The 20,632-nt window shown below is 62.3% G+C and carries 22 protein-coding genes; 11 read left to right on the top strand and 11 right to left on the bottom strand.

The window, feature by feature from the left end; all coding sequences use genetic code 11:
• Window positions 1-77: 77 nt before the first annotated feature.
• Window positions 78-1,526, bottom strand: coding sequence for an exodeoxyribonuclease I (gene sbcB, locus AC3RCG_RS07140; protein ID WP_492405205.1), 1,449 nt, complete (start codon window positions 1,524-1,526; stop codon window positions 78-80).
• Between the two features lie 158 nt (window positions 1,527-1,684).
• On the opposite strand from sbcB, the gene AC3RCG_RS07145 reads away from it, so the two are divergent.
• Window positions 1,685-2,308 carry a DUF5610 domain-containing protein gene (locus AC3RCG_RS07145; RefSeq protein ID WP_492405203.1) on the top strand — a complete coding sequence of 208 codons (624 nt, stop codon included), beginning with the start codon at window positions 1,685-1,687 and terminating at the stop codon, window positions 2,306-2,308.
• Window position 2,309: 1 nt separating this feature from the next.
• On the opposite strand, the gene AC3RCG_RS07150 is transcribed toward AC3RCG_RS07145, so the two are convergent.
• From AC3RCG_RS07150 to AC3RCG_RS07170, 5 genes are all read right to left on the bottom strand, one after another.
• Entirely contained in the window at window positions 2,310-3,275 is a 966-nt protein-coding gene (locus tag AC3RCG_RS07150; RefSeq protein WP_070313668.1) for a GGDEF domain-containing protein, read from the bottom strand.
• 261 nt (window positions 3,276-3,536) lie between these two features.
• Window positions 3,537-3,914 carry an HPF/RaiA family ribosome-associated protein gene (locus AC3RCG_RS07155; protein WP_070221366.1) on the bottom strand — a complete coding sequence of 126 codons (378 nt, stop codon included), beginning with the start codon at window positions 3,912-3,914 and terminating at the stop codon, window positions 3,537-3,539.
• Window positions 3,915-4,115: 201 nt separating this feature from the next.
• Window positions 4,116-4,781 (bottom strand): DUF1345 domain-containing protein, encoded by a 666-nt coding sequence (locus tag AC3RCG_RS07160; RefSeq protein WP_070221367.1) that lies wholly within the window; start codon window positions 4,779-4,781, stop codon window positions 4,116-4,118.
• 38 nt (window positions 4,782-4,819) lie between these two features.
• Window positions 4,820-6,091 (bottom strand): MFS transporter, encoded by a 1,272-nt coding sequence (locus AC3RCG_RS07165; RefSeq protein WP_070221368.1) that lies wholly within the window; start codon window positions 6,089-6,091, stop codon window positions 4,820-4,822.
• A gap of 78 nt (window positions 6,092-6,169) precedes the next feature.
• Window positions 6,170-7,195 carry a CDP-6-deoxy-delta-3,4-glucoseen reductase gene (locus AC3RCG_RS07170; RefSeq protein WP_409027067.1) on the bottom strand — a complete coding sequence of 342 codons (1,026 nt, stop codon included), beginning with the start codon at window positions 7,193-7,195 and terminating at the stop codon, window positions 6,170-6,172.
• 12 nt (window positions 7,196-7,207) lie between these two features.
• Between AC3RCG_RS07170 and AC3RCG_RS07175 the strand changes: the two genes are divergently transcribed.
• From AC3RCG_RS07175 to AC3RCG_RS07190, 4 genes are all read left to right on the top strand, one after another.
• On the top strand, window positions 7,208-8,125 hold the full coding sequence (locus AC3RCG_RS07175; RefSeq protein WP_070221370.1) for an SDR family oxidoreductase: 918 nt from the start codon (window positions 7,208-7,210) through the stop codon (window positions 8,123-8,125).
• Window positions 8,126-8,208: 83 nt separating this feature from the next.
• The gene (locus tag AC3RCG_RS07180) at window positions 8,209-8,469 is read left to right on the top strand and encodes a hypothetical protein (RefSeq protein ID WP_070221371.1); all 261 of its coding nucleotides are present in this window, start codon (window positions 8,209-8,211) and stop codon (window positions 8,467-8,469) included.
• Between the two features lie 250 nt (window positions 8,470-8,719).
• A complete protein-coding gene (locus tag AC3RCG_RS07185; RefSeq protein ID WP_492405198.1) occupies window positions 8,720-8,944 on the top strand; it encodes a hypothetical protein in 225 nt (74 codons plus the stop codon).
• A 242-nt stretch (window positions 8,945-9,186) separates the two neighbouring features.
• Window positions 9,187-9,426 (top strand): hypothetical protein, encoded by a 240-nt coding sequence (locus AC3RCG_RS07190; protein ID WP_029496207.1) that lies wholly within the window; start codon window positions 9,187-9,189, stop codon window positions 9,424-9,426.
• Between the two features lie 87 nt (window positions 9,427-9,513).
• On the opposite strand, the gene AC3RCG_RS07195 is transcribed toward AC3RCG_RS07190, so the two are convergent.
• The 3 genes from AC3RCG_RS07195 to AC3RCG_RS07205 all read right to left on the bottom strand — a co-directional run bounded on the left by AC3RCG_RS07195 (window position 9,514) and on the right by AC3RCG_RS07205 (window position 14,232).
• The gene (locus tag AC3RCG_RS07195; protein WP_343216245.1) at window positions 9,514-10,353 is read right to left on the bottom strand and encodes a glycine-rich domain-containing protein; all 840 of its coding nucleotides are present in this window, start codon (window positions 10,351-10,353) and stop codon (window positions 9,514-9,516) included.
• 61 nt (window positions 10,354-10,414) lie between these two features.
• Window positions 10,415-12,262, bottom strand: coding sequence for a CHASE domain-containing protein (locus tag AC3RCG_RS07200; RefSeq protein ID WP_492405196.1), 1,848 nt, complete (start codon window positions 12,260-12,262; stop codon window positions 10,415-10,417).
• Window positions 12,263-12,465: 203 nt separating this feature from the next.
• Entirely contained in the window at window positions 12,466-14,232 is a 1,767-nt protein-coding gene (locus AC3RCG_RS07205) for a glutamine--tRNA ligase/YqeY domain fusion protein (RefSeq protein ID WP_070221375.1), read from the bottom strand.
• 162 nt (window positions 14,233-14,394) lie between these two features.
• Between AC3RCG_RS07205 and AC3RCG_RS07210 the strand changes: the two genes are divergently transcribed.
• From AC3RCG_RS07210 to AC3RCG_RS07225, 4 genes are all read left to right on the top strand, one after another.
• Window positions 14,395-14,688 carry a DnaJ domain-containing protein gene (locus AC3RCG_RS07210; RefSeq protein ID WP_010395442.1) on the top strand — a complete coding sequence of 98 codons (294 nt, stop codon included), beginning with the start codon at window positions 14,395-14,397 and terminating at the stop codon, window positions 14,686-14,688.
• A gap of 216 nt (window positions 14,689-14,904) precedes the next feature.
• Window positions 14,905-15,417 carry a hypothetical protein gene (locus AC3RCG_RS07215; RefSeq protein WP_101484147.1) on the top strand — a complete coding sequence of 171 codons (513 nt, stop codon included), beginning with the start codon at window positions 14,905-14,907 and terminating at the stop codon, window positions 15,415-15,417.
• Window positions 15,407-16,192: a hypothetical protein gene (locus AC3RCG_RS07220; RefSeq protein ID WP_070288595.1), complete on the top strand. Its 786-nt coding sequence runs from the start codon at window positions 15,407-15,409 to the stop codon at window positions 16,190-16,192. Before AC3RCG_RS07215 ends, AC3RCG_RS07220 begins: the two co-directional genes overlap by 11 nt.
• 19 nt (window positions 16,193-16,211) lie before the next feature.
• Window positions 16,212-17,084, top strand: a complete 873-nt coding sequence (locus AC3RCG_RS07225) for a hypothetical protein (RefSeq protein WP_070288596.1) — start codon at window positions 16,212-16,214, stop codon at window positions 17,082-17,084.
• Between the two features lie 115 nt (window positions 17,085-17,199).
• Here AC3RCG_RS07225 and AC3RCG_RS07230 read toward each other — a convergent pair whose 3' ends face one another.
• Window positions 17,200-18,102 carry a LysR family transcriptional regulator gene (locus AC3RCG_RS07230; RefSeq protein WP_492405192.1) on the bottom strand — a complete coding sequence of 301 codons (903 nt, stop codon included), beginning with the start codon at window positions 18,100-18,102 and terminating at the stop codon, window positions 17,200-17,202.
• Window positions 18,103-18,205: 103 nt separating this feature from the next.
• On the opposite strand from AC3RCG_RS07230, the gene AC3RCG_RS07235 reads away from it, so the two are divergent.
• Entirely contained in the window at window positions 18,206-19,486 is a 1,281-nt protein-coding gene (locus AC3RCG_RS07235; protein ID WP_492405190.1) for an MFS transporter, read from the top strand.
• 6 nt (window positions 19,487-19,492) lie between these two features.
• Here the strand turns inward: AC3RCG_RS07235 and AC3RCG_RS07240 are convergent, their stop codons facing one another.
• Window positions 19,493-20,140 carry a hypothetical protein gene (locus AC3RCG_RS07240; RefSeq protein WP_121668643.1) on the bottom strand — a complete coding sequence of 216 codons (648 nt, stop codon included), beginning with the start codon at window positions 20,138-20,140 and terminating at the stop codon, window positions 19,493-19,495.
• A 164-nt stretch (window positions 20,141-20,304) separates the two neighbouring features.
• On the opposite strand from AC3RCG_RS07240, the gene AC3RCG_RS07245 reads away from it, so the two are divergent.
• Window positions 20,305-20,631, top strand: a complete 327-nt coding sequence (locus AC3RCG_RS07245) for a hypothetical protein (protein ID WP_070221866.1) — start codon at window positions 20,305-20,307, stop codon at window positions 20,629-20,631.
• Window position 20,632: the final 1 nt, after the last annotated feature.

Consider the following 20,632-nt stretch of genomic DNA (forward strand, 5'->3'; position numbering starts at 1 on the left):
TGTTGTCGGATTACGCTCTACGAGCTAATCCGACCTACGGCTGTATTGGGGTTTCAATGAGTAGGTCGCCTGGTCCTTCAGTCGCGCATGGGCGCCACCATCTCCGCGTAATCGTACAGCTCGCCCAGAATCTCTTCCCCCCGCTCATCGACCGACTCCGACAGCACGTCGATTTCCGTAAACAGCATCTCGATGGTGCGGGCGCCGCCGTCGCCGTCGAACAATCGGGCGGCGCGGTGCTGTTCCCAGCGCAGGTTTTCCGCTTCGCTCAGGGTTTGCGGGAAATTGCGGGCGCGGTAGCGGAACAGCAATTCCTGCAGGCGCTCGTCGGCAAACGAAGGACGGGCCGTGGCCAGCTTGGCCGGCGTTTCGCGGCGCAAGGATTCGAGCAGGCGGCGGTCGTCGTTGCTGACGAAACCGTTGTACAAATCTTCATCCACGTCCAGCGCGGCAGCCGCACCCGGGCGCTGGAACACTTCGGCCCAGATGGCGTCCATGTTCGGCGCCGCAGCGGCCAGCTGGGCGTTGATCTTCGCCGCATCCACGTCGATGCCCCATTGCGCGGCCATGGCCGGCGACAAGGTCTTTAAATTGCCCACCAGCATGGGCGACTTGTTCAAATGGACGCTTTTCACGGGCAGGCGCGTCATCCCTTCGGGCATCGCTTCCTTGCGCGTGAACAAACGCGTGCGGATTGTGTCGGCGTCCAGCTCGAACAGTTCGCGCGGGTCGTAGGCGCAATCCCAGACGAGGATCTCGTTCTTGTTGCTCGGATGCGTGGCCAGCGGCCAGACGACGCCCAGGCAACCGCGTTCGGCGGGGAACATGCCCGACACGTGCAGGAAGGGCTGGCGCTCGCCGGCGGCCAGGTGCATGCCCATTTCGCTGGCGACCCGGTCCTTCTTGTGCAGGGCCAGGCAGAATTCGAACAGTTTCGGCTGCTTTTCGCGGATCAATCGTGCCAGGGCGATGGTGGCGCGCACGTCGGACAGCGCATCATGTGCCGCTTCGTGGGCCAGGCCATTGGCCTTGCTCAAGTGTTCCAGTTTGAAACTGGTCTGGCCATCGTCGCGCTTCGGCCATTGAATACCTTCCGGGCGCAGCGCGTGCGTCATGCGCACCACGTCGAGGATGTCCCAGCGGCCGCAATGGTTCTTCCATTCGCGCGCATACGGGTCGATCAGGTTGCGCCAGAACAGGAAGCGCGTGACTTCATCGTCGAAACGGATGGTGTTGTAGCCGACGCCGATGGTGCCCGGTTCCGAAAAGGCCGCTTCGATGGTGGCGGCGAACTGGTGTTCGGGCACGCCCAGCTGCAGACATTGCTGCGGCGTGATGCCCGTGATCAGGCACGATTGCGGGTCGGGCAGGAAATCATTTGCAGGCTGGCAATACAACATGATCGGTTCGCCGATCTCGTTGAGTTCGGCATCCGTGCGGATCGCGGCGAACTGGGCCGGGCGGTCGCGGCGCGGCTGGGCGCCAAAGGTTTCGTAGTCGTGCCAAAGAAAGGTCTGGTTAGTCATTGATGGTCGTAACTTAATGTTGCTGAATGGGTTATCCGGGCCGCTAAAAACAAGCCGCCGCTTCAGTTTTCTGAAAACCTGCCGATACTACACGAGAGGATGGTCATCATCGCGTTTCCCGCATGGTGGCATACATTGTCCGTTCAAGGAGGTCTATCGTGTCAATTCCCATCGCCGCAGGCGGCAATTCCACCCCTTCCGTGACTTCCGTCAGTCCGGGCGTTGCCGGCAAGGACGATAAAGTCCAGCACGGCGTCAACGCTGAAATGAGCGTGAATGACCGCAGCAAGCTGCAATTGAACGCGTCCATCATGCAGGCGTCGCTGAACGTGTCCATCGGTTCCGAGAACGAACCGCTGGCGCTGCTGTACAAGACGGCCATCACCAACATCAATGAAGCGCTGAAAGGCCAGTACGGCGACGATGCGATCCAGAACGCGGCGTCGCAGGACAACAGCGCCGAAGCGACGGCGAGCCGCATCGTCTCGCTGTCGACGGGTTTTTTTGACGCGTTCAAGAAACAGAATCCCGGCATGGACGACGATACGGCGCTGACCAAGTTCATGGACACCATCAGCGGCGGCATGGAAAAAGGCTTCAAGGAAGCGCGCGACATCCTGGGCGGCTTGAAAGTGCTGAACGGCGATATCGCCGGCAATATCGACAAGACGTATGAGCTGGTGCAGAAGGGCTATGCGGATTTCATCGCCGCGCACAGCAGCAAGAAGGATGATGCGGCCAAGCCGGATGCTGCCAAGCCGGCCGACAGCAAGGCTGCCTGAGCTACAGCATGACCCGGTTGCGGCCGCCGGCCTTCGCGCGATACAAAGCCGCGTCGGCCGCCGCGATCAGCGCTTCGTCGTCCTGTCCGGTCGCCAGGCTGGCCACGCCGAAGGAACCCGTGATGTGCGGCAGCGCGCTGCGCATATCGGCGAAGATGACGGCTTGCTGCATGCGTTCGCACAAGCGTTCGGCGACCCGCAAGGCCACGTTTTCGCTGGTATCGGGCAAGATCACCATCATTTCCTCGCCACCATAGCGCACGGCAAAATCCGTGGGCCGCAGGGCCGCGCCCAGCACTTGCGCGGCAATGCGCAGCGCCTGGTCGCCCGCCTGGTGGCCGTGCGTGTCGTTGAAACGCTTGAAATGGTCGAGGTCTATCATCACCAGCGACATCGGCGAGCCGCTGGCATGGGCCGTGACTATCATGGTCGGCAATAAATCGGTGAGCCAGGCGCGGTTGTACAAGCCCGTCAGGCTGTCGACCATCGACATCTGGCGGTAGAACTCGCCTAGTTTCTGCCGGCGGCGCAGCAGGGCGTTGGCGGCGCGGATGCGGAAAGACAGCAGCCGCAGCAGGTTGCGCGCCAGGCCGTTCGATTGTTCGATCAATTCCCAGACGACGGCCGCGTCGATCACCAGCAAGTCGGTTTCTTCCAGGGCGGAAATGGCGGCCAGGTTGCTCGCTTCATCGAGCACCGATTGTTCGCCCACGCTTTCGCCGGGCAAGACCTTGCTGACGGTGCCGTCATCCATGCCCGTGTGGATGTCGGCGGCCACGGCCAGCGAACCGCGCAAGACGATATACAGGCTGGTGCCCTGTGTGTCGGCAATGGCTTCGCCCGCTTCGAGGCGCATGACGGGGCAGGGCGCCAGCATGGCGGCCGTCTGGCTATCCGCCCCATCGCGAAATAGCTGTAAATCGCCGATGTTGCAGCCTGAAGCGCCGAAGTTGCCGATCTGTTCCACAATCACACTTTCAAAAAGCCGGCGCGCGCGAGCAGGGGGCCGGTAGCTTCATGATAGCGTAAAGCGGCCTTGGCTGTAACGGCAAAGGCTTGCTTGGTGTCACTTTCTGTGGGAAATACGACAATTATTTCATTGCCGTGTTAATAAGTTGAAATGCTTGCTGTTCTACTATGGATGTTGTCGCGCAGGAAGGTGGCTCCAGATGTGCAAAGGCAGCCTTGAACGGCTGCCTCAGTCTCTGGAAATCCTGCAGGAGGGGAGTTACTCGGCGGTTTCTTCCGCTTCGGCCGTATCGATCACGGCATTCTTGCCGGTGGCGTGGCGCTTGCTGTCTTGCAGGCGGCCCAGGGCGCTATCGATGGCGCGTTTCAGTTTGTCGGTGGCGCCGGCAACGGATTGATGCACGGTGGCGTTCTGTTCGGTCACGGCAATCGGTTGATAGCCAGCAACGCGTGCTTCCATGACGCAGCGGATATCGTCGGCGCCGCCTTTCGGGCCATTCGTGTCGCTGATATGGACTTCGATGCGGGTCAGGTTGTCGCGGAAGCGGCTCAGTGCGCTTTCAAGTACGGATTGCACATGTTCGTTCAGTCCAGCGGTGTTGGCGATGGTGCTGTCGGTATGAATATTGATTTGCATATGCTTACTCCTGTCAATTCAAAAAAAACCCATCTCAGGCGTGCTGCGGCCTGGTTGCTGCCTCATGCACATGACGTCTGTGCATGGAACTTATCTTACTCCTCTTTCCAGTATTTCAAGAGGGTGCGCACGATTAAGATGAGCTTAACCCTACACCCAGGTCAAGTTTCCTCGCGGAATCTTTTCAAGCCGGCGCCAGCTTTATCCATTGATGAGGCCGGCCGCGATATTGATCGACAGCCCCAGCACGACCAGGTTGAAGAAAAAGCTCAGCACGGATTGCCCCAGCACGATCTGCCGCATCAGCCGCGTCTGTACGGAAACGTCCGACGTTTGCACGGCCACGGCGATGGTGAAGGCGAAATACAGAAAATCCCAGTAATCGGGGTTTTGCTCGTCGTCGGGAAACTTCAGGGGGCGTACTGCGGGGTCGGCCTGGTAATACAGGTGGGCATAGTGGAAGCAGAACAGGGTGCCGACGAGGAACCAGGAACCGACCAGTGTCAGGATCGTCAAGCCGTAATGCAGCGCGCGCTCGTCGGGCGCCATGTCTTTCATCGAAGACAGTTGCGAGACGATGGCCACCAGGCTCATCACGGATGCGACGGACAGGGCCGACAGCACCGTGGTGGCCCGCTCATCCTGGCGCGCCGCCATCACCTTGACCTTGTGATGGTTGGCGCGCATCATCATCCAGGCCATCGTTGCCAGGTAGAACCAGACGGCGACATTCCACGCCGTCAGCAAACGCGTCATCTGTTGCCAGGAAGAGGGCAACAGCAGGCCGACCGCCACGCCGATGGCCGTGGCCATGCTCAGGTGGGGGCGGCTGCGGATGAAGCCGTGCAAGGGAAGCGTGATTTTCATGGTGCAAGTTCGTCAGTGGCAATAGCGCATCTTAGCCTTTAGTTTGCGGTCGCGGTGGGCGTCCTGGCGGCCGCTTCCTTTTCGTGGTGGGGGAAGCGGTCCATGCGCGACAGCACGGGGAACAGCACGGCCCACACGCCCGTCACGGCCAGGGTGGCGGCGCCCCCGAAGAGCACGGCGCGCACCAGGCCGAACCAGCCGGCCGTCAAGCCCGATTCGAATTCGCCCAGCTCGTTCGAGGCGCCGATGAAGACGGCGTTGACGGCGCTGACACGGCCGCGAATCTCGTCCGGCGTCTCGAACTGCACCAGCAGGTGGCGAATGTAGACGCTGACCATGTCGCCGGCGCCCATCAGGAACAGCGCCGCCAGGGCCAGCGGGAAATAGCTGGTGCTGCCCAGCACCAGGGTGCCCAGGCCGAAGACGGCCACACCGCCGAACATCCAGGCGCCCACCCGCCGCGTGATGGGAAAGAGGGCCAGCGCGATCGAGCACAGGGCGGCGCCGGCGCCCGGCGCCGTGCGCAGCAAGCCCAGTCCGCTGGGGCCGATATGCAGCACGTCGTGCGCGAGCGCCGGCAGCAGGGCCGTGGCGCCGCCGAACAGCACGGCGAACAGGTCGAGCGAAATGGCGCCCAGCACGATGGGTTTCGACCAGACGAAGCGCAAGCCTTCGAGCAAGGTATGCCAGCTGACGGGCTCGCGCTTGACCACTTGCGGCGCCGGCGTGGTGGCGCGCATCAGCAGCACGGACAGCACCAGCAAGGCCGACGAGATCAAATACACGACCTTGGGGCCGAAGTAATACAGCAGGCCGCCCAAGGTCGGTCCCAGGATGATGGCCACGTGCGAGCTCGACGAACTGAGCGCGAGGGCGCGGCTGAAGTGTTGCGTGGGCACCATGTTGACCAGCACGGCTTGCGTGGCCGGCATCATGAAGGCGCGCGCGCTGCCGAACAGCACCAGCACGGCGAACACGGGCCAGACGATGGAAATATTGCTTAACGTAAACGCCAGCAGGGCCAGCGCGCAGGCGAGCTGCGCCGTCAGGCACCAGGCGATGATGTTGCGGCGGTTGTAGCGGTCGGCCACGTGGCCGGCCGGCAAAATCAAGACGAGGAAGGGGGCGAACTGCGCCAGGCCGATCAGGCCCAGGTCGAACAGGCTGCCCGTGATCTGGTACACCTGCCAGCCGATGGCCACGCTTTGCATCTGCACGGCGACCGTGCCCAGCACGCGGGCGGACAGGTAACAGGCGAAGTTGCGGTGACGCAGGATACTGAAGCCGTTGCCGGCAGAAGCGAGAGACATGACATTTCCAGGAAACAGCGGGGTGGGGCGGGTGACGGCAGCGGATGCCGCGCCAGCAGCACCCCGCTGTCTGGATGCTTACTTGGCCAGGTCGGCTTCCGTCGTGAAAGCGTCGGCGTAGAACTCGTCGGCTGGCAGCCGGCACAATTGCACGAAATCGCGGTGGGCCGCATCGACCATCACGGGCGCGCCGCAGGCATACACCTGATATGCGGACATGTCGGGCAAGTCGGCGATGACGGCCTGGTGCACGAAGCCCGTGCGGCCGCGCCATTCGTCTTCCGGCAAGGCTTCCGAGACGACGGGCACATAGGTGAACTGCGGCAAGTCGGCGGCCCACTGGCGGCACAGCGCGTCCATGTACAGGTCGTGCGGACGGCGGCCGCCCCAGTACAGGGTGATCGGGCGCGGGGAGCGCTCGCTGATCATGTGCTCGACGATGGCTTTCAGCGGGGCAAAGCCCGTGCCCGAGGCCAGCAGCACGACGGGCTTGTCGGAGTCTTCGCGCAGGAAGAAGGTGCCCATCGGGCCTTCGAAGCGCAGGATGTCGCGCTCCTTCATCGTGCCGAACACCTGGTCGGTGAACAGGCCGCCCGGCAGGTGGCGGATGTGCAGGGTCACGGGACCGCCTTCGGCGGGCGCGCTGGCCATGCTGTAGCTGCGGCGTTTGTTGTCACGCAACATGATTTCGATATACTGTCCGGCGCGGTAGTTGAGGCGCTCGCTGGCCGGCAACTGCAGGGTCAGCACGACGACGTCGGGGGCGACCTTCTCGATGGTGGTCACGCGCGACGGCATTTTCTTGATCGGGTAGTCGCTGCTGCCCGCCACTTCGCGCGCTTCGATGACGAGGTCGGCTTCCGTGGTGGCGCAGCAGAACAGGGAAAAGCCGGCAGCTTCCTCTTCCGGCGTCAGGGCGCGCTGCTGGTGCGCCTTGTGCTGGACGGTGCCGGCAAGCACTTTGCCCTTGCACGAGCCGCAGGCGCCATTTTTACAGCCATACGGCAAGCCCACGCCGGCGCGTATCGCCGCCGCCAGCACGGTTTCGTCCGCTTCGCAGCTGAACTGGTGGCCGCTGGGCTGAACAGTAACTTGAAAAGTCATACAATCCTTGAGATGAAAAATATGTTAATGCACTCTTTGCGCAAGCCGGTGGGCCTGCCGCGCCTGCTGATCCTCGGTTGCGGCGACGTCGGCATGCGGCTGCTGCCCCTGCTGCGCGCGCGTTTTCGCGTCTTTGCCGTCACCAGCCAGCCGGCCCGCTGCGCGCAGCTGCGCGCGGCCGGCGCCGTGCCCATCGTGGCCAATCTCGACGACCGCGCCAGCCTGAAACGGCTGGCGGGACTGGCGCCGTACGTGGTGCACCTGGCGCCGCCCCTGTCGTCGGGCTTGCTGGACCGGCGCACGCGCAATCTGGCCGCCATTTTACCCGAGCATGCCCGCATGGTGTATGTGAGTACCAGCGGCGTGTACGGCGATTGCGGCGGCGCCTGGGTCGATGAAACGCGGCCTGTGGCGCCCGCCAATGCGCGCGCGAAGCGGCGCGTCGACGCCGAACAGGTCTTGCGTGGCTGGGGCGCGCGCCGCGGCGCCACGGTGGCCATCCTGCGCGTGCCGGGCATCTATGCGGAAGACCGCCTGCCCCTGAAACGTTTGCGCGAAGGCACGCCGGCCCTGGCCGCGGATGACGACGTGTACACCAACCATATCCATGCCGATGACCTGGCGCGCATCATCGAACGGGCCTTGTGGCATGGCAAGCCGGGACGCGTGTATCACGCCAGCGATGACAGCGAACTCAAAATGGCCGAGTATTTCGATGCCGTGGCCGATACGTTTGGGCTGCCGCGCCCGCCGCGCCTGCCCCGTGCCGAGCTGCGGCAAGTGGTCACGCCGATGCTGCTGTCGTTCATGTCCGAATCGCGCCGCCTGCACAATACGCGCATCAAGCGCGAGCTGGGCGTGCGCCTGCGCTACGCGCGCGTGGCCGATGCCTTGCAGGCGCTGGCAGCCGGCGGGGGCCGCATCGGGTAAAATGGCCGGTTATCTGCGCACTTTGCTGGGCCGGCGCGCAGCGCGCCGTTCCCGCGTTGCGCCACTCACTTAAGGAAGACAGCATGAGCACCCTCACTTACGAAGCATACCTGGACGAGGTCACCACCGTCCTGACGGAATTGTACGACCTCGATGACGATGCCGCCATCAAGCTGGTCGTGGCGGCGCAGGACGCCGAATTTTTTGTCCCGCACGATGCGCATGAGGAAATGCGTACCGTGGAGCAAGCCAAGAAAGATGCGGTCGCCCTGTTCGAGCGCAAGCAGAACCGTCAGCAAACGCAGGAAAAACAACAACAGCGCGTGCGTCAGCAAAAGAAATAAAAATGGCGTGCTGTGCCTCTGGCCGTCAGGTCGCGGGGCAGCACGGGCTGCGGCGCAACGCCGGGACCGTGCGATTTGATGCAGCGCAAACGTGTCATGGCGCGCTGGCGATATGGTGAGCAATGTCGTCACGCGTCCGGGCTCTTGTGGCGGGCTCGGCATCTACAATTAGCGCGACGCTGTTTCCCGTCAGCAGGAGCGAGCCATGCGAGCTACGAGTCACCCCAGCAAGGAGCAGGTCCGCGCGTATATGCGCCGGCGCGAACGTGCGCTGCAGCCGCCGCCGCCGCCCGATGAAATTCGCCGGCAACTGGCCTGGTGCCGCATCGACGATTTTTCATGCAACTGCCTTTTGGCCACCCCGGCCGGCGTGGTCGCGCAAGGCTGGCATTTATCGACGGAAATCGCTCGCCTGGGCGCCCTCATGGCGATTGCCTGGCTCATGCGCAGCGGCGTTCCTCATTGTAAAAATTGATGACTTGCAGCAAATTTTTCCGATTTGGGTTATCCTCTAGCACATTCCAAGTGCGTCAATTCTCTTCAATTATCACAATTTTGCTTTAAGTTACGCAAAAATCAACAATAGCGTGTATTATATTGTTTGTGGCGTAAAAGCCGCATAAGTGATGGCGCTTTTTAGTGTGTTTACCCTGAATTATAGCGAAAGAGGCATTCGGCTTCTTTTTGCTCTAATACAACAAGTACGGATTTTTGATCATGTCTCTCAAACAAATTACTTCTTTGCCTACCTACAACCCGAATCGCGTCCTCGATGCGATCATCGACAAGCTGCAACTGAAAAACGATGCCGCCTTGTCGCGAGCTCTGGAAGTGGCGCCACCTGTTATCAGCAAGATTCGTCACAACACCTTGCCGATCGGCGCCACGATCCTCATCCGCATGCATGAAATCAGCGATTTCAGCATTCGTGAACTGCGCGAGTTGATGGCTGCCTAAGAGCGCCTGACAGACGGCAAACTGAGAGGTGCCGTCTGGGTAAGTCAGGCTTGCCGCGTGCGGCAGCCACATCTGTTTTCCGCCGTTCTATTGCGGGTCGCGGTTCAGTACCGGACGATCGACATAGAAGCGCCCCAGTTCCAGGCCAGTCGAAGACGATTTGACCACCGCTGCGGTCAGAGAGGCCGGCGCGCTGGAAAACGCGGTGCTGGCAGCGCCCGTCGCGCGGCCCGAATACGCCGTCGCCTGCACGGCCGCACTGGAAAACGCCGTCTGCACGGCCCGGCCCGAGTAAGCGGTGGCCTGTACCGCGGCACTGGAAAATGCTGTTTGTACCGCGCGTCCCGAATACGCTGCCTGTACCGCACGTCCCGAATACGCCGCCTGTACGGCGCGCCCCGAATACGCCGTTTCTGCGCGGATATAATCTTCTCCGAACGTCTGCTCATACAACTGCTTCATGCGCTCGCCCACGCGATGGTGCGCCGCTTCGTCGTCTTCGCCGCGCAAGCCGATGTACGGAAAGTGATGGAGGAAGTAACCGAACACCTGCTCGCAGTCCGCCGCATATTTCAGGGTGTCGAGGATGTGGTAGTGCCAGAAAGTATCGACATCCATCAGTGGCGCCGTTTCTTCCTCCGGAAACTGTTTCATCAGGATCAGGAAGCGGCGGTATTCAAATTCCACCGCATTTGCCTTTTCCAGGCTCCATCCTTCGCCTGACTCCCGGTGCATCAGCTTGACCTTGATCGCGTCCAAATTCAAATCGGCAATTGCTTTGAAACTGTCGTTCGTATCCATGAATGTCCTTTTGTAAAGAGCGTTGTGGGAAATACGGTGAAACAAGGGAAGGCGGCGGGTGTGTACTCCTGGCAAGTAGTCGAGGAATGCCTGCCCATGGCGGGCGGGCGCTGAGTTGTTCAACATCAATATTGCATCTAATTACGAAATATGCAAGCTGAGCTTGCTTCATGCGGGCGGGCGCCGATCAACTGCTGGCCCGGCTTTCTTCCTGGTAGGGAAACGCGGTGGCGTCCGCGCCCAGCGGTACGCTCACGTGTACGCTCATGCCGGCGCCGGGGCTGCTTTCGATGTAGAAAGTGCCGCCCAGCAACTTGATGCGTTCCTCGATGCCCACCAGGCCAAACGAGCCCAGCTTGTTGCGCCCGTCGATGGCCGCGCCCACGCCGTTGTCGCTGATGCTCATCGATACCGTATCGCGGCACTTTTCCAGCTTGACATGCACGCGGCTGGCATTCGCATGCTGGGAAATATTGCTGAGCGACTCTTGCAGGATACGGAACAGGGCCGTCGCGCACTGGTCGCTGAGGCAAATGTCGCCATGGCTTTCATGCACTTCGCAGGCGATGCCCGTGCGCTGGCGAAATTGCGCCACCTGCCATTCGACGGCCGCATTCACGCCCAGGTCCAGCACGGTAGGGCGCAAGTCGTTGATGATCTGCCGCACGCTCTTGATGGTGGCGTCGATCTGCTCCAGGGTCGAGCGGGCGCGCGCGTTCAGGCGCGGGTGGCGGCGCTGCGTGCGCGAGGCCAGCATGTCCGCATCGATGCGCAGCACCAGCAGGTTTTGTCCCAGGTCGTCGTGGATTTCGCGCGCGATGCGCTTGCGCTCTTCTTCCTTGATCTGGTCGGCGTGGGCCGCCAGCCGGCGCAGTTTCTGGTGCGACAGCTGCAGGCGGATCTGGCTGGCGCGCAATTCCTCCGTCATGCCCGTCGCCATCTGGATGGCGCGCCGGCGCGACGACGCCAGCGTGTGGAACAGCATGTACAGCAGCATGGCGCTGGCAAAGCCGATCAGCAGGGCCAGCCATGGCAAGAAGGCGTCGAAGCGCGTATACAGGTCGCTCTTGCGCACGCTGAACAGCGCTTGCCAGACGCGGCCATTGTGTTCGATCAGCATCGTGCTGCTCAGGTAGCGGCCCGAACTGCCGGGCAGCCACCACGGCGCATGCATGCCCGCCGTCGTGCTGTCGAAGATGGGACGCATGTCGTGCGGCAAGTTCAGTGCTTCGCGCGCCTGGGGGCCGATATCGAACAGGGTCAGGCGCACGTTACGCACCGGCATGTCGGCCAGCGCGCTGCGCATCATTGTCACCAGGTCGTAGCCGATGCCGACGGAACCCTGGTAAGCGGCGCGCCGCTGCTCCACCGTATCGACCGGCATGCCGTAGCGGTACACGGGCAGGCGCATGGCCATGCCTGTCAATTGGGGCCGGCCTTCCATCGGCACGGGCACGCCGGAATTGCTGACCTGCCCGGAATCGCGCGACTGCGCCAGCATTTCCGCGATCAGTGGGCGCGCGGCGATGTCATTGCCATACTTTTCCGGGGCGCTGGCAATCGGCTCGATGTACACCAGCACGGAATAGTGGGCGCGCGGGGCGGGCGGATGGATGGCAAACGCCGGATAGCCGTCGCGCCCGGGCGGATAGTCGCGCTGCATGGCCGCTTCGAAGGCGCCGCGCTGCGCGTCGTCGAGTTCCTGGCTGTAATTGAGATTCATCACGCCCGGGTAGTTCTGTTGAAGGGCAATGTTTGCCACGTAGCGGTGGAATTGCTCGCGGCTCACGTGTGCGTTGGCGTGGAACAGGCTGGCCGTGCCGCGCAGCAGGTTGGCATACGACTTGACGCGCGATTCGATGTTTTTCCGCGTATTGCGGGCCAGATTGTCGAACAGGTCGCTGGCGTCGTTTTCGATCGACAGCGAGGCAGCCATGTAGAACAGCAAGCCCACCACCATCGACATCACGAAGCCGAGCAGCCAGAGCGGTTTTTTTTCAGCAGATAAGGGGTGTTCGCTGGCAGTAGAAGACATCGCCATCCGCATCAGGAAGAGGAATCGGGGGCCGCCTGGGCGACAGTGTTATACAAGCGCTATTGAAATTGCAAATTGCTCAATAGCTGCCTAATATACAAAATTATCGTGAATGTAGTCAACAGGCAATATTCTGGTGTGATATATGTTCTTGAAACGAAAAAAAACCGCCGCAGCGGTTTTTTTGTGGGTCGTCCGGCGCCTTATTTTGCGGGCTGCCAGCTGTCTTTCAGTGTGACGATGCGGTTGAAGACGGGCTTGCCAGGCTGGCTGTCGACCCGGTCGGCCGCGAAGTAGCCGTGGCGCTCGAACTGGAAGCGTTGTTCCGGCTGGGCCAGTTCCGCGCCCGGTTCCAGCCACGCCTGCACCACTTCCTTGGCCAGCGGGTTCAAGGCCAGCTTGAAGTCCTTGCCGCCCGCGTCCGGCTGCGGGTCCGTAAACAGGCGGTCGTACAGGCGTACTTCGGCGGGAATCGCCGTCGGCGCGCTGACCCAGTGCATATTGCCCTTGACCTTGTAGTTGGCGCTGCCTTCCGTGCCAGACTTGCTGTCCGGGAAATAGTTGCAATGCACGGCGATGACCTTGCCTTCGGCATCCTTGTCAAAGCCCGTGCACTCGATCACATAGCCGTAGCGCAGGCGAACCTTGCTGCCCGGCTTGTCGTCGATGGGCGGATACAGGCGGAAATAGCCCTTGTTCGGCACTTCCATGAAGTCGTCTTCCTCGATCCACAGCTCGCGCGAGATGGGGAAGGTGCGCAAGCCCCGTTCCGGGAAGTGCGGGTGCACGGGCGCCGTGCACTCGACGCTCTCGTTTTCGGGGAAGTTGTCAATAATCAACTTCAGCGGACGCAGCACGGCCACCGTGCGCGGCGCCTTCGGGTCCAGGTCTTCGCGCAAACAGCCTTCGAGCACGCTATAGTCGATCCAGCCGTCCGATTTCGTCACGCCCGTGCGTTCGCACATCAGTTGAATCGCTTCCGGCGTGTAGCCGCGGCGGCGCATGCCCACCAGGGTCGGCATGCGCGGGTCGTCCCAGCCGTCGACGATGTGTTCTTCCACCAGCTGGCGCAGCTTGCGCTTGCTGGTGACGATGTACGTCAGGTTCAGGCGCGAGAACTCGAACTGGCGCGGCACCGGTTGCTGGAAGAAGCCGCCGGCCGACAGGGTTTCCAGCAGCCAGTCGTAGAACGGGCGGTGATCCTGGAATTCCAGCGTGCAGATCGAATGCGTGATGTTTTCCAGCGCGTCCGAGATCGGGTGCGTGTAGTCGTACATCGGATAGATGCACCAGGCGTCGCCCGTGCGGTGGTGGTGCGCGTGGCGGATGCGGTAGATGGCCGGGTCGCGCAAGTTCATGTTCGGCGAACTCATGGCATCTTCGCTCATCTTTGCGCGCAGGATGTGCTCGCCATCCTTGAACTGGCCCGCCTTCATGGCGCGGAACAGGGCCAGCGATTCGTCGCGCGGACGGTCGCGGAACGGCGAATTCTTGCCGGCCTGGCCGAAATTGCCGCGGTTGGCGGCCATGTCTTCGGCGCTCTGGCTGTCCACGTAGGCAAAGCCGGCCGTGATCAGGTACTCGGCCATCGCGTACAGCTGGTCGAAATAATCGCTCGCGTAGTGCAGGTGGCTCTGGCCATCGGCAGTCTTCGGCTCCCAGTCAAAGCCCAGCCATTTCACGCTGTCCATGATGGTGTCGACGTATTCCTGCTCTTCCTTGGCCGGATTGGTGTCGTCGAAGCGCAGGTTGCACTGGCCGGCGTAATCGCGCGCCAGGCCGAAGTTGACGCAGATCGACTTGGCGTGGCCCACGTGCAGGTAGCCGTTAGGCTCCGGCGGGAAACGCGTGATCACCTGGGGCAGGCCGGGACGCACGTGCGCGCCGGCAGCCAGGTCGGCTTCGATGATGTTACGCAAGAAATTGGGCGCCAGCGCTGGCGCGGCGGTATTCGGTTTATCGTTGCTCATTGATCAATGCGGAAGAGTGACAGTAAAAAGCATTTTACCGTACCGCAAGCGCTTTATAAGCACGTATTTGGCCCCATATCCCAGCATGCAAGCGACGCGGGCGCCGTTCTATAGGATAATTCGCCTTTAATTAGCAAACAAAACGTGACCCCGGAGCCATTTATGGAAAATTTGTATAACGTCCTCGGTGTCGCGCCCAATGCCAGCGACGATGAAATCAAGAAGGTTTACCGTTCGCTGGCCATGCGCTTCCACCCCGACCGCAACCAGGCCCCCGGCGCCGAGGCGCGCTTCAAGAGCGTCACCAAGGCGTATGAAATCCTGGCCGACCCGGCCAAGCGCGCCGAATACGACCAGAGCGTGAACCACCGCATCATCATCGATCCGGAAGCGGAAGCCTATGCCCTGTGGTGCGGCGTGTTCCGCCTTCACGGCACCGTGCTACCGGCCGATTGAGGGCGTCTCACATAACCTACTGCGCGTCGTGATTTGCGGCCTGCGATTGCTCACCGTACTAAAGTACGGTTGCGCTTCTTAGGCCAACGGGGGCGCCGAGCCTCACTGCCGCTCGCTACGGTTCTGTGAGACGCGGTACAGTCCGGATGATTTTAAAAACAACAACAACGGCGCTTTTAATGTAACAGCGCCGCGCATCACATTGGAAAGCACAGCATGAGAAGAGTACACCCTGAATTCGCGTACCAGTCGCGCGAGCTGGAAGGCCAGATCGACGGCATCCTTGGCGACCCGCCGAACCGCAAGAACTACAAAAGCATGGTCGACGCGCTGGTGAGCGAGTACGCGAGCGGCGGCGGCATCGAAGACGTGAACATGCTGGCCTTCGCGCTGGTCGATCACATCACCTTCAGCGACCCGAAGGGCTTGCTGGCCGAAAGCGAAGACTACGAGTTCGGCGACCCGGCCCGCGTGTTTTCCATGGCTGCCTGCGCCGCGCCGGAAGCGGCGAAGATGTACGCCGCCATCGAAGAAAGCTTCCCCGACCTGGCGCGTCAGGCCATCATCACGGCCTTCCTGCACAAGAATCCGCGCCTGTGGGACGACGACGACCAGTCGCTCGACCAGCTGGCTGCCAATGACGACGGCGACGACGATCACGACGAAGACGAAGCCACCGACGATTTCGCCCAGATGTTTGACCAGGATGGAGATGACCATGGCCGATAATGAACAAAAAAGCAACCTGCCCGCGCTGACGAAGCAGGTCACGGAATTGGTGCTGTCCGGTTCGCTGGGCCACGCCGAGCAGGCGTTTGCGGACGCGGCCGACCAGTACGGCGACCTGGCCGTGGTGGAAGTGCTCAATTCCATCCCGCCGCAGGTGACGGCCCTGCACCTGGCCGGTTTCGACGGCGGCAAGATGTCGCTGGCCACCCTGCTGGTGCCGCCGAAAGCGTGGGCCGACAGCCTGGCCTTCATCGCCGCCACCTGGAGCGACGACCAGATCGAGGATGATCCGGAGCGCATCGCCGAAGCGCTGTTCGCGCACATCCACGGCGTGGTGTTTTCCACCGACGACGCCGAGCGCCGCCGCGAGCTGCTGCTCGAAGCATCCGCCACCGACTGGGGCGCCACGGCGTTCGCCATTTTGTTCTCGATGGCGCCGAAGGAAATCCTCGAAGTGGCGGGCGAAATCGTCATCAAGGGACCGTACGTGACGGGCGTGACGTCGTCCGACAACGATATCGTGCCGCTGGCCATCGAACTGGCGCAAGCGAATGAAGACGGCTGGGACCGCTCGCTGTTCGAACTGTTCCCCGACTTCCGCCACAGCGCCGACCTGGCCGACGCGGAATACTCGGACGATCCGGACGAAGAACCGACCATGTTGCAGCGCAGTACCAAGGAATTGCTGTACCGTCTGCGCAAGCAAGTGCCGAGCACGCGCAGCGCGCCGCGTTCCAGCACGCGCCGCAGCCTGGGCACGGGCATCTTCTCGTAATGAAAGCAGGGAATCACTAATGCTGCCAGCAATTGTTGTAGAGAATCTTCCGCGCCTGGTGCGCGCCATCAAGCTGTTGCCGGGCGACCCGCGCGAAGACGCGGCGCTGAACCTGGCCGACGAATTGACGGGCATCACGGCCATGGTGGCCGAGAAGTTCACGAATGAACGCACGGCCGACGGCATCCAGAAGGCGCTGTACCTGACTGTGGGCGGCGTGTCGCTGGGCCTGGAGCAGGCCGTCACGCATGAGGGCGACCAGGCCGCGCTCGACTTCCTTGTCGAGCACGGCGCCGAGCACGCGTTCCAGGTCGGCTTTCGCCTGATCAAGGACCTGTCGCAGTTGCCGGAAGACGCCCTCGTCGGCGAATACGACCAGGACCCCGTCTACCTGCAGCGGCGCCTGCGCGAGCTGTTCATCGATATTTGCCAGGCCGATCCGAACCAGAACTGGGCCGGCTATGAAAAGTATGCGTTGCAGTTGCAACAGCGCAAGGAAGTGCAAGCCGTCGTGCGCCTGGCCGGCTGGCTGCGCCGCCACCACGACAACGGCCCCGTCAGCGACAGCGATTTGAATGCCGAGGGCGTCATCGCTCTGGCCATCATCTTCGCCATCGAAGGCGGCGGGCGCATCGTGGCGCGCACGGGGCAGAAGGAGTTTGAACGCTTCGTGCGTTCCGTGCGCAAGAACAAGCCCGACTTCGAGGAAGGCTGGGCCGCCCTGGTGGCCAAGGTGCCCGTGCAGCATCACCCGGTGTTGCTCGACCGCATCGCGTCCTACCGCCGCAGCTGCACCGTCGTGCAGAAAATCCTCACGCGGGCCAGCATGAAGAGCCTGTTCGAGGACCTGGAGAATTACGCGGGTTCGGAGCTGGACGCGGATTATTCGTGACCGCTGGTGTCGGATGACGCGGCGGCTTCGCCACCGCTAATCCGACCTACGCCGGCGTGCGTCCCGTAGGTCGGCTTAGCTGCGGCACAGCCGCAGCGTAAGCCGACACGCCGGCCTACGCTCCCCCTTCCAGCGCCGCTTCCTCGGCCAGCTTGACGAATGCCGCCACCAGCGGCGACGTCTCTTCTTCCCGTTGTGCCAATAACAGACTGGTGGTCGCCTGCGGGTCGGCGATTGGGCGGTAGCACACGCCATCCATGCGGATGCGGTCGAACGAGGCGGGCAGCACGGAAATGCCGCAGCCGGCCGCCACCAGGCCGATGATGGTCGACGCCTCGCCCGCTTCCTGCGTCACCTGGGGCACGAAGCCGGCGGCCTTGCACAGGCGGAAGATCTGCGGATAAATCCCCGTGCCCGCATCCTTGGGGTACATCACAAAGCCTTCGCCCGCCATGTCGGCAATCGCGATGCTGTCCTTGGCCGCCAGCGCGTGGGCGACGGGCAGCACGAGGAACAGCGGGTCCTGGCGCAATTCGGTCAGGCGGATGTCGTCCGGGTACGTCGTTTCCGGCGGGCGCACGAAACCCAGGTCCATCGTCCTGCCCGAGATCGCTTCCAGTTGATGCAATGTCGCCATTTCATGCAAGGTCAAGGTGACGTGCGGGAATTGCTGGCGGTAGCGGTTGATGACGGTCGCGAAGTAGGGTGTGAACGGCGTGGAAAAGGTAAAACCGATGCGCAATTCGCCCGCTTCGCCCCGCTGGGCCCGGCGCGCCGTGACGGCCGCCTGTTCCGACAGGGCCAGGATGCGCCGCGCATCGTCGAGAAACAGCGCGCCTGCCTGCGTCAGCCGCACGGAGCGCTTGTTGCGCTCGAACAACTGCGCACCGAGTTCCGCCTCCAGCGCCTGGATCTGCTGGCTCAGCGGCGGTTGGCCGATGTGCAGGCGCTCGGCCGCGCGCGTGAAGTGCAGCTCTTCGGCAACGGCGACAAAGTAACGGAGGTGGCGCAGTTCCATATAAGTAATATTTTAAAAGTATGAGTTGGGCCTTGAATATATATTGGACGATATGAGTTGGCAATCCTAAGATGAAGACTCGCTTCCTTTCCGAAACACGGCCATGTCTGATTCATCGCTTGCCTTTGCCCCCGCCACCTCGTCTGCCATCCCGGTTTCTCCCGCCGCACACGCGCCCCGCACGGCCATCGCCAAGGGCTCGATCGAATTCAAGCGCAGCAACCGCGCCCTGTTCTTTGGCGGCTTTTCCACCTTCAGCCTGCTGTATTGCATACAACCGCTGTTTCCGCTGCTGTCGCAGCAGTTTCATTTGACGCCCGCGCAAAGCAGCTGGTCGTTGTCCGTGTCGAGCGGCTTGCTGGCCATCTCCTTGGTGCTGCTGAGCGCCGTCTCGGACCGGGTGGGACGCAAGCCGCTGATGGTGGCGTCGATGTTTTCCGCCGCGATATTGACGATCTTGTCCGCCTTCGCCCAGGATTATGCGCAACTGCTGGCCATCCGCGCGGCGCTGGGCATCGCCTTGGGCGGCATGCCGGCCGTGGCCATGGCTTACCTGGGCGAGGAAATCGAGGGGCCGTCGCTGGGATTGTCGATGGGGCTATATATTGCAGGCAGCGCGTTTGGCGGCATGTCGGGACGGCTGATCGCTTCCATGCTCAGCGATTTCCTGTCGTGGCGCTGGGCCCTGGGCGTGCTGGGCGTGGCCGGCGTGCTGGCGGCGGCGGAATTCTGGCGCAGCCTGCCTGCGTCGAAAAATTTCGTGCCCAGTACCAAAGGCTGGAATGCATTGCCGCACGCGATCAAGCAACATTTTTCCGATCAGGGCTTGCCATGGCTGTTCTGTCTGGCGTTCGTGCTGATGGGCTGTTTCGTCAGCCTGTATAACTACATCGGCTACCGCTTGCTGGCCGCACCATTTGGCTTGCGCCAGAGCACCGTCGGTTTGCTGGCCTTTCTGTACCTGATCGGCATCTTCAGTTCCGTCTGGGCGGGCCGCCTGGTGGACCGGCTGGGGCGCCGGGGCGTGCTGTGGATCATGCTGTCGGTGATGCTCAGTGGCATTGTATTGACCCTGTTCGACTCGCTGCCGCTGATCGTCATCGGCATGGCGCTGGCCACGTTCGGTTTCTTTGCCTCGCATTCGATCGCCAGCAGCTGGGTCAGCCGCCGCGCCCGCGCGCCGCAGGCGCTGGCCTCGGCCTTCTATCTGCTGTTCTATTATTTGGGGTCAAGCCTGATCGGTTCCGCCTCGGGCATGATGTGGGGCTTCGACGGCTGGACGGGCGTCATCATCATGCTGGGCGTATGCCTGAGCGGCGGCGTGCTGATCGCCTTGCGCCTGCGCCATCTGCAGCCGCTGGGCGCGCGCGAAGCGGTGGGCTGAGCCCGGCTATTTGGGGCAGTTGCCGATCATCGTTTCCCCCTGCTTGCCCGCGCGCGTGGTCACGCACAAGGTGCCCAGCGCGCTGGTGATTTTATACGTGCGGCTGCCCCTGGCCTCATTCGCGCCCACTTCCTCGATTTTCGATGCCTCGTACCATTTCGGCGGCACGGCTGCGTAGGCTTCGGCAAAGCCTTGCTGCATGCGCTTGAAGGCGGTGTCGTCCAGTTTCTGTTCTCCCCGCTTCGGGAATTCCTTGCGTAAATCCTTGTCGATCTTGCCCACGTCGCGCTTGGCTTGCGCCAGGATATCGGCGGCGCTGGGCGCTGGCGGCGCCGTGATCGCTTCCGCCATTGCCGGTGCTGGCGCCGGCTCGGCGGCGGGCGGGGGCAGGGGGCGGCTGACGGGTGCCGGTATGGTTCGGCGCGGCACATGTTCAGCGGCCGGTTTTGCGCTGCGCAAGGCTATCGGCTTGGGCGGCGCAGGGGGCGTGTGGCGCAGCCAGGCGATGGCCGGGCCCTGCGGCAAGTGCTCGTCAACGGCAAGGCGGGGGCGCGACTGCAGGATCACATAGGCCAGCCCCGCGTGCAGCAGGACGATCAGCAGCAGGCCGGGAGCGCGGCGGGGCAGGGGTGGCAGCGAGGTCATGGAGGGCATGGTGGTTCAGGTACGCCAATGTATCTGAAGGATTTGATAATTATCTAGAATGTCACAAGCGCTTACAAAAAAGTGCACCATGGAAATTTCAACGCCATGGCGCGTGGCGGGGAACCTTGGGCCGGCCTGACGATCCAACTCTCGATACCATGGGAGGACAGATCATGATGCAGGTAAAGGAAGTGGCACGGCGCTTTGGCGCCATCGAACACGCGATCGGCCAGGCGGCCCAGTTGTGCGGCAAGCAGCAGGGCATGCCGATGGACTTGAAGGATTGCATCAATCAGCTGGACCAGCAAAAGAGCGCCGTGCGGCAAGCCATCGACACGCAGGACGATGCGCGCATCCGCCAAGCCGTCGACCAGATGGAATCGCTGGGCGACCGCGCCAAACGGGCGTGCGGCACGGCGACCAGCGTGACGCCGGAAATGAAGAGCGCCGTGCTCAAGGTCCACGATGAACTATCGGACCTGAAGCATCAGCTCCACTAGA

Source organism: Janthinobacterium sp. GW823-FHT01H08 (assembly GCF_058797855.1).

Bases quoted from the DNA above. Each gene is read 5' to 3' on its own strand.
- sbcB (WP_492405205.1), bottom strand. From the start codon at position 1,526: ATGACTAACCAGACCTTTCTTTGGCACGACTACGAAACCTTTGGCGCC.
- AC3RCG_RS07155 (WP_070221366.1), bottom strand. From the start codon at position 3,914: ATGCAAATCAATATTCATACCGACAGCACCATCGCCAACACCGCTGGA.
- AC3RCG_RS07160 (WP_070221367.1), bottom strand. From the start codon at position 4,781: ATGAAAATCACGCTTCCCTTGCACGGCTTCATCCGCAGCCGCCCCCAC.
- AC3RCG_RS07165 (WP_070221368.1), bottom strand. From the start codon at position 6,091: ATGTCTCTCGCTTCTGCCGGCAACGGCTTCAGTATCCTGCGTCACCGC.
- AC3RCG_RS07170 (WP_409027067.1), bottom strand. From the start codon at position 7,195: ATGACTTTTCAAGTTACTGTTCAGCCCAGCGGCCACCAGTTCAGCTGC.
- AC3RCG_RS07175 (WP_070221370.1), top strand. From the start codon at position 7,208: ATGAAAAATATGTTAATGCACTCTTTGCGCAAGCCGGTGGGCCTGCCG.
- AC3RCG_RS07180 (WP_070221371.1), top strand. From the start codon at position 8,209: ATGAGCACCCTCACTTACGAAGCATACCTGGACGAGGTCACCACCGTC.
- AC3RCG_RS07185 (WP_492405198.1), top strand. From the start codon at position 8,720: ATGCGCCGGCGCGAACGTGCGCTGCAGCCGCCGCCGCCGCCCGATGAA.
- AC3RCG_RS07190 (WP_029496207.1), top strand. From the start codon at position 9,187: ATGTCTCTCAAACAAATTACTTCTTTGCCTACCTACAACCCGAATCGC.
- AC3RCG_RS07195 (WP_343216245.1), bottom strand. From the start codon at position 10,353: ATGTTGAACAACTCAGCGCCCGCCCGCCATGGGCAGGCATTCCTCGAC.
- AC3RCG_RS07200 (WP_492405196.1), bottom strand. From the start codon at position 12,262: ATGTCTTCTACTGCCAGCGAACACCCCTTATCTGCTGAAAAAAAACCG.
- AC3RCG_RS07205 (WP_070221375.1), bottom strand. From the start codon at position 14,232: ATGAGCAACGATAAACCGAATACCGCCGCGCCAGCGCTGGCGCCCAAT.
- AC3RCG_RS07210 (WP_010395442.1), top strand. From the start codon at position 14,395: ATGGAAAATTTGTATAACGTCCTCGGTGTCGCGCCCAATGCCAGCGAC.
- AC3RCG_RS07215 (WP_101484147.1), top strand. From the start codon at position 14,905: ATGAGAAGAGTACACCCTGAATTCGCGTACCAGTCGCGCGAGCTGGAA.
- AC3RCG_RS07220 (WP_070288595.1), top strand. From the start codon at position 15,407: ATGGCCGATAATGAACAAAAAAGCAACCTGCCCGCGCTGACGAAGCAG.
- AC3RCG_RS07225 (WP_070288596.1), top strand. From the start codon at position 16,212: ATGCTGCCAGCAATTGTTGTAGAGAATCTTCCGCGCCTGGTGCGCGCC.
- AC3RCG_RS07230 (WP_492405192.1), bottom strand. From the start codon at position 18,102: ATGGAACTGCGCCACCTCCGTTACTTTGTCGCCGTTGCCGAAGAGCTG.
- AC3RCG_RS07235 (WP_492405190.1), top strand. From the start codon at position 18,206: ATGTCTGATTCATCGCTTGCCTTTGCCCCCGCCACCTCGTCTGCCATC.
- AC3RCG_RS07240 (WP_121668643.1), bottom strand. From the start codon at position 20,140: ATGCCCTCCATGACCTCGCTGCCACCCCTGCCCCGCCGCGCTCCCGGC.
- AC3RCG_RS07245 (WP_070221866.1), top strand. From the start codon at position 20,305: ATGATGCAGGTAAAGGAAGTGGCACGGCGCTTTGGCGCCATCGAACAC.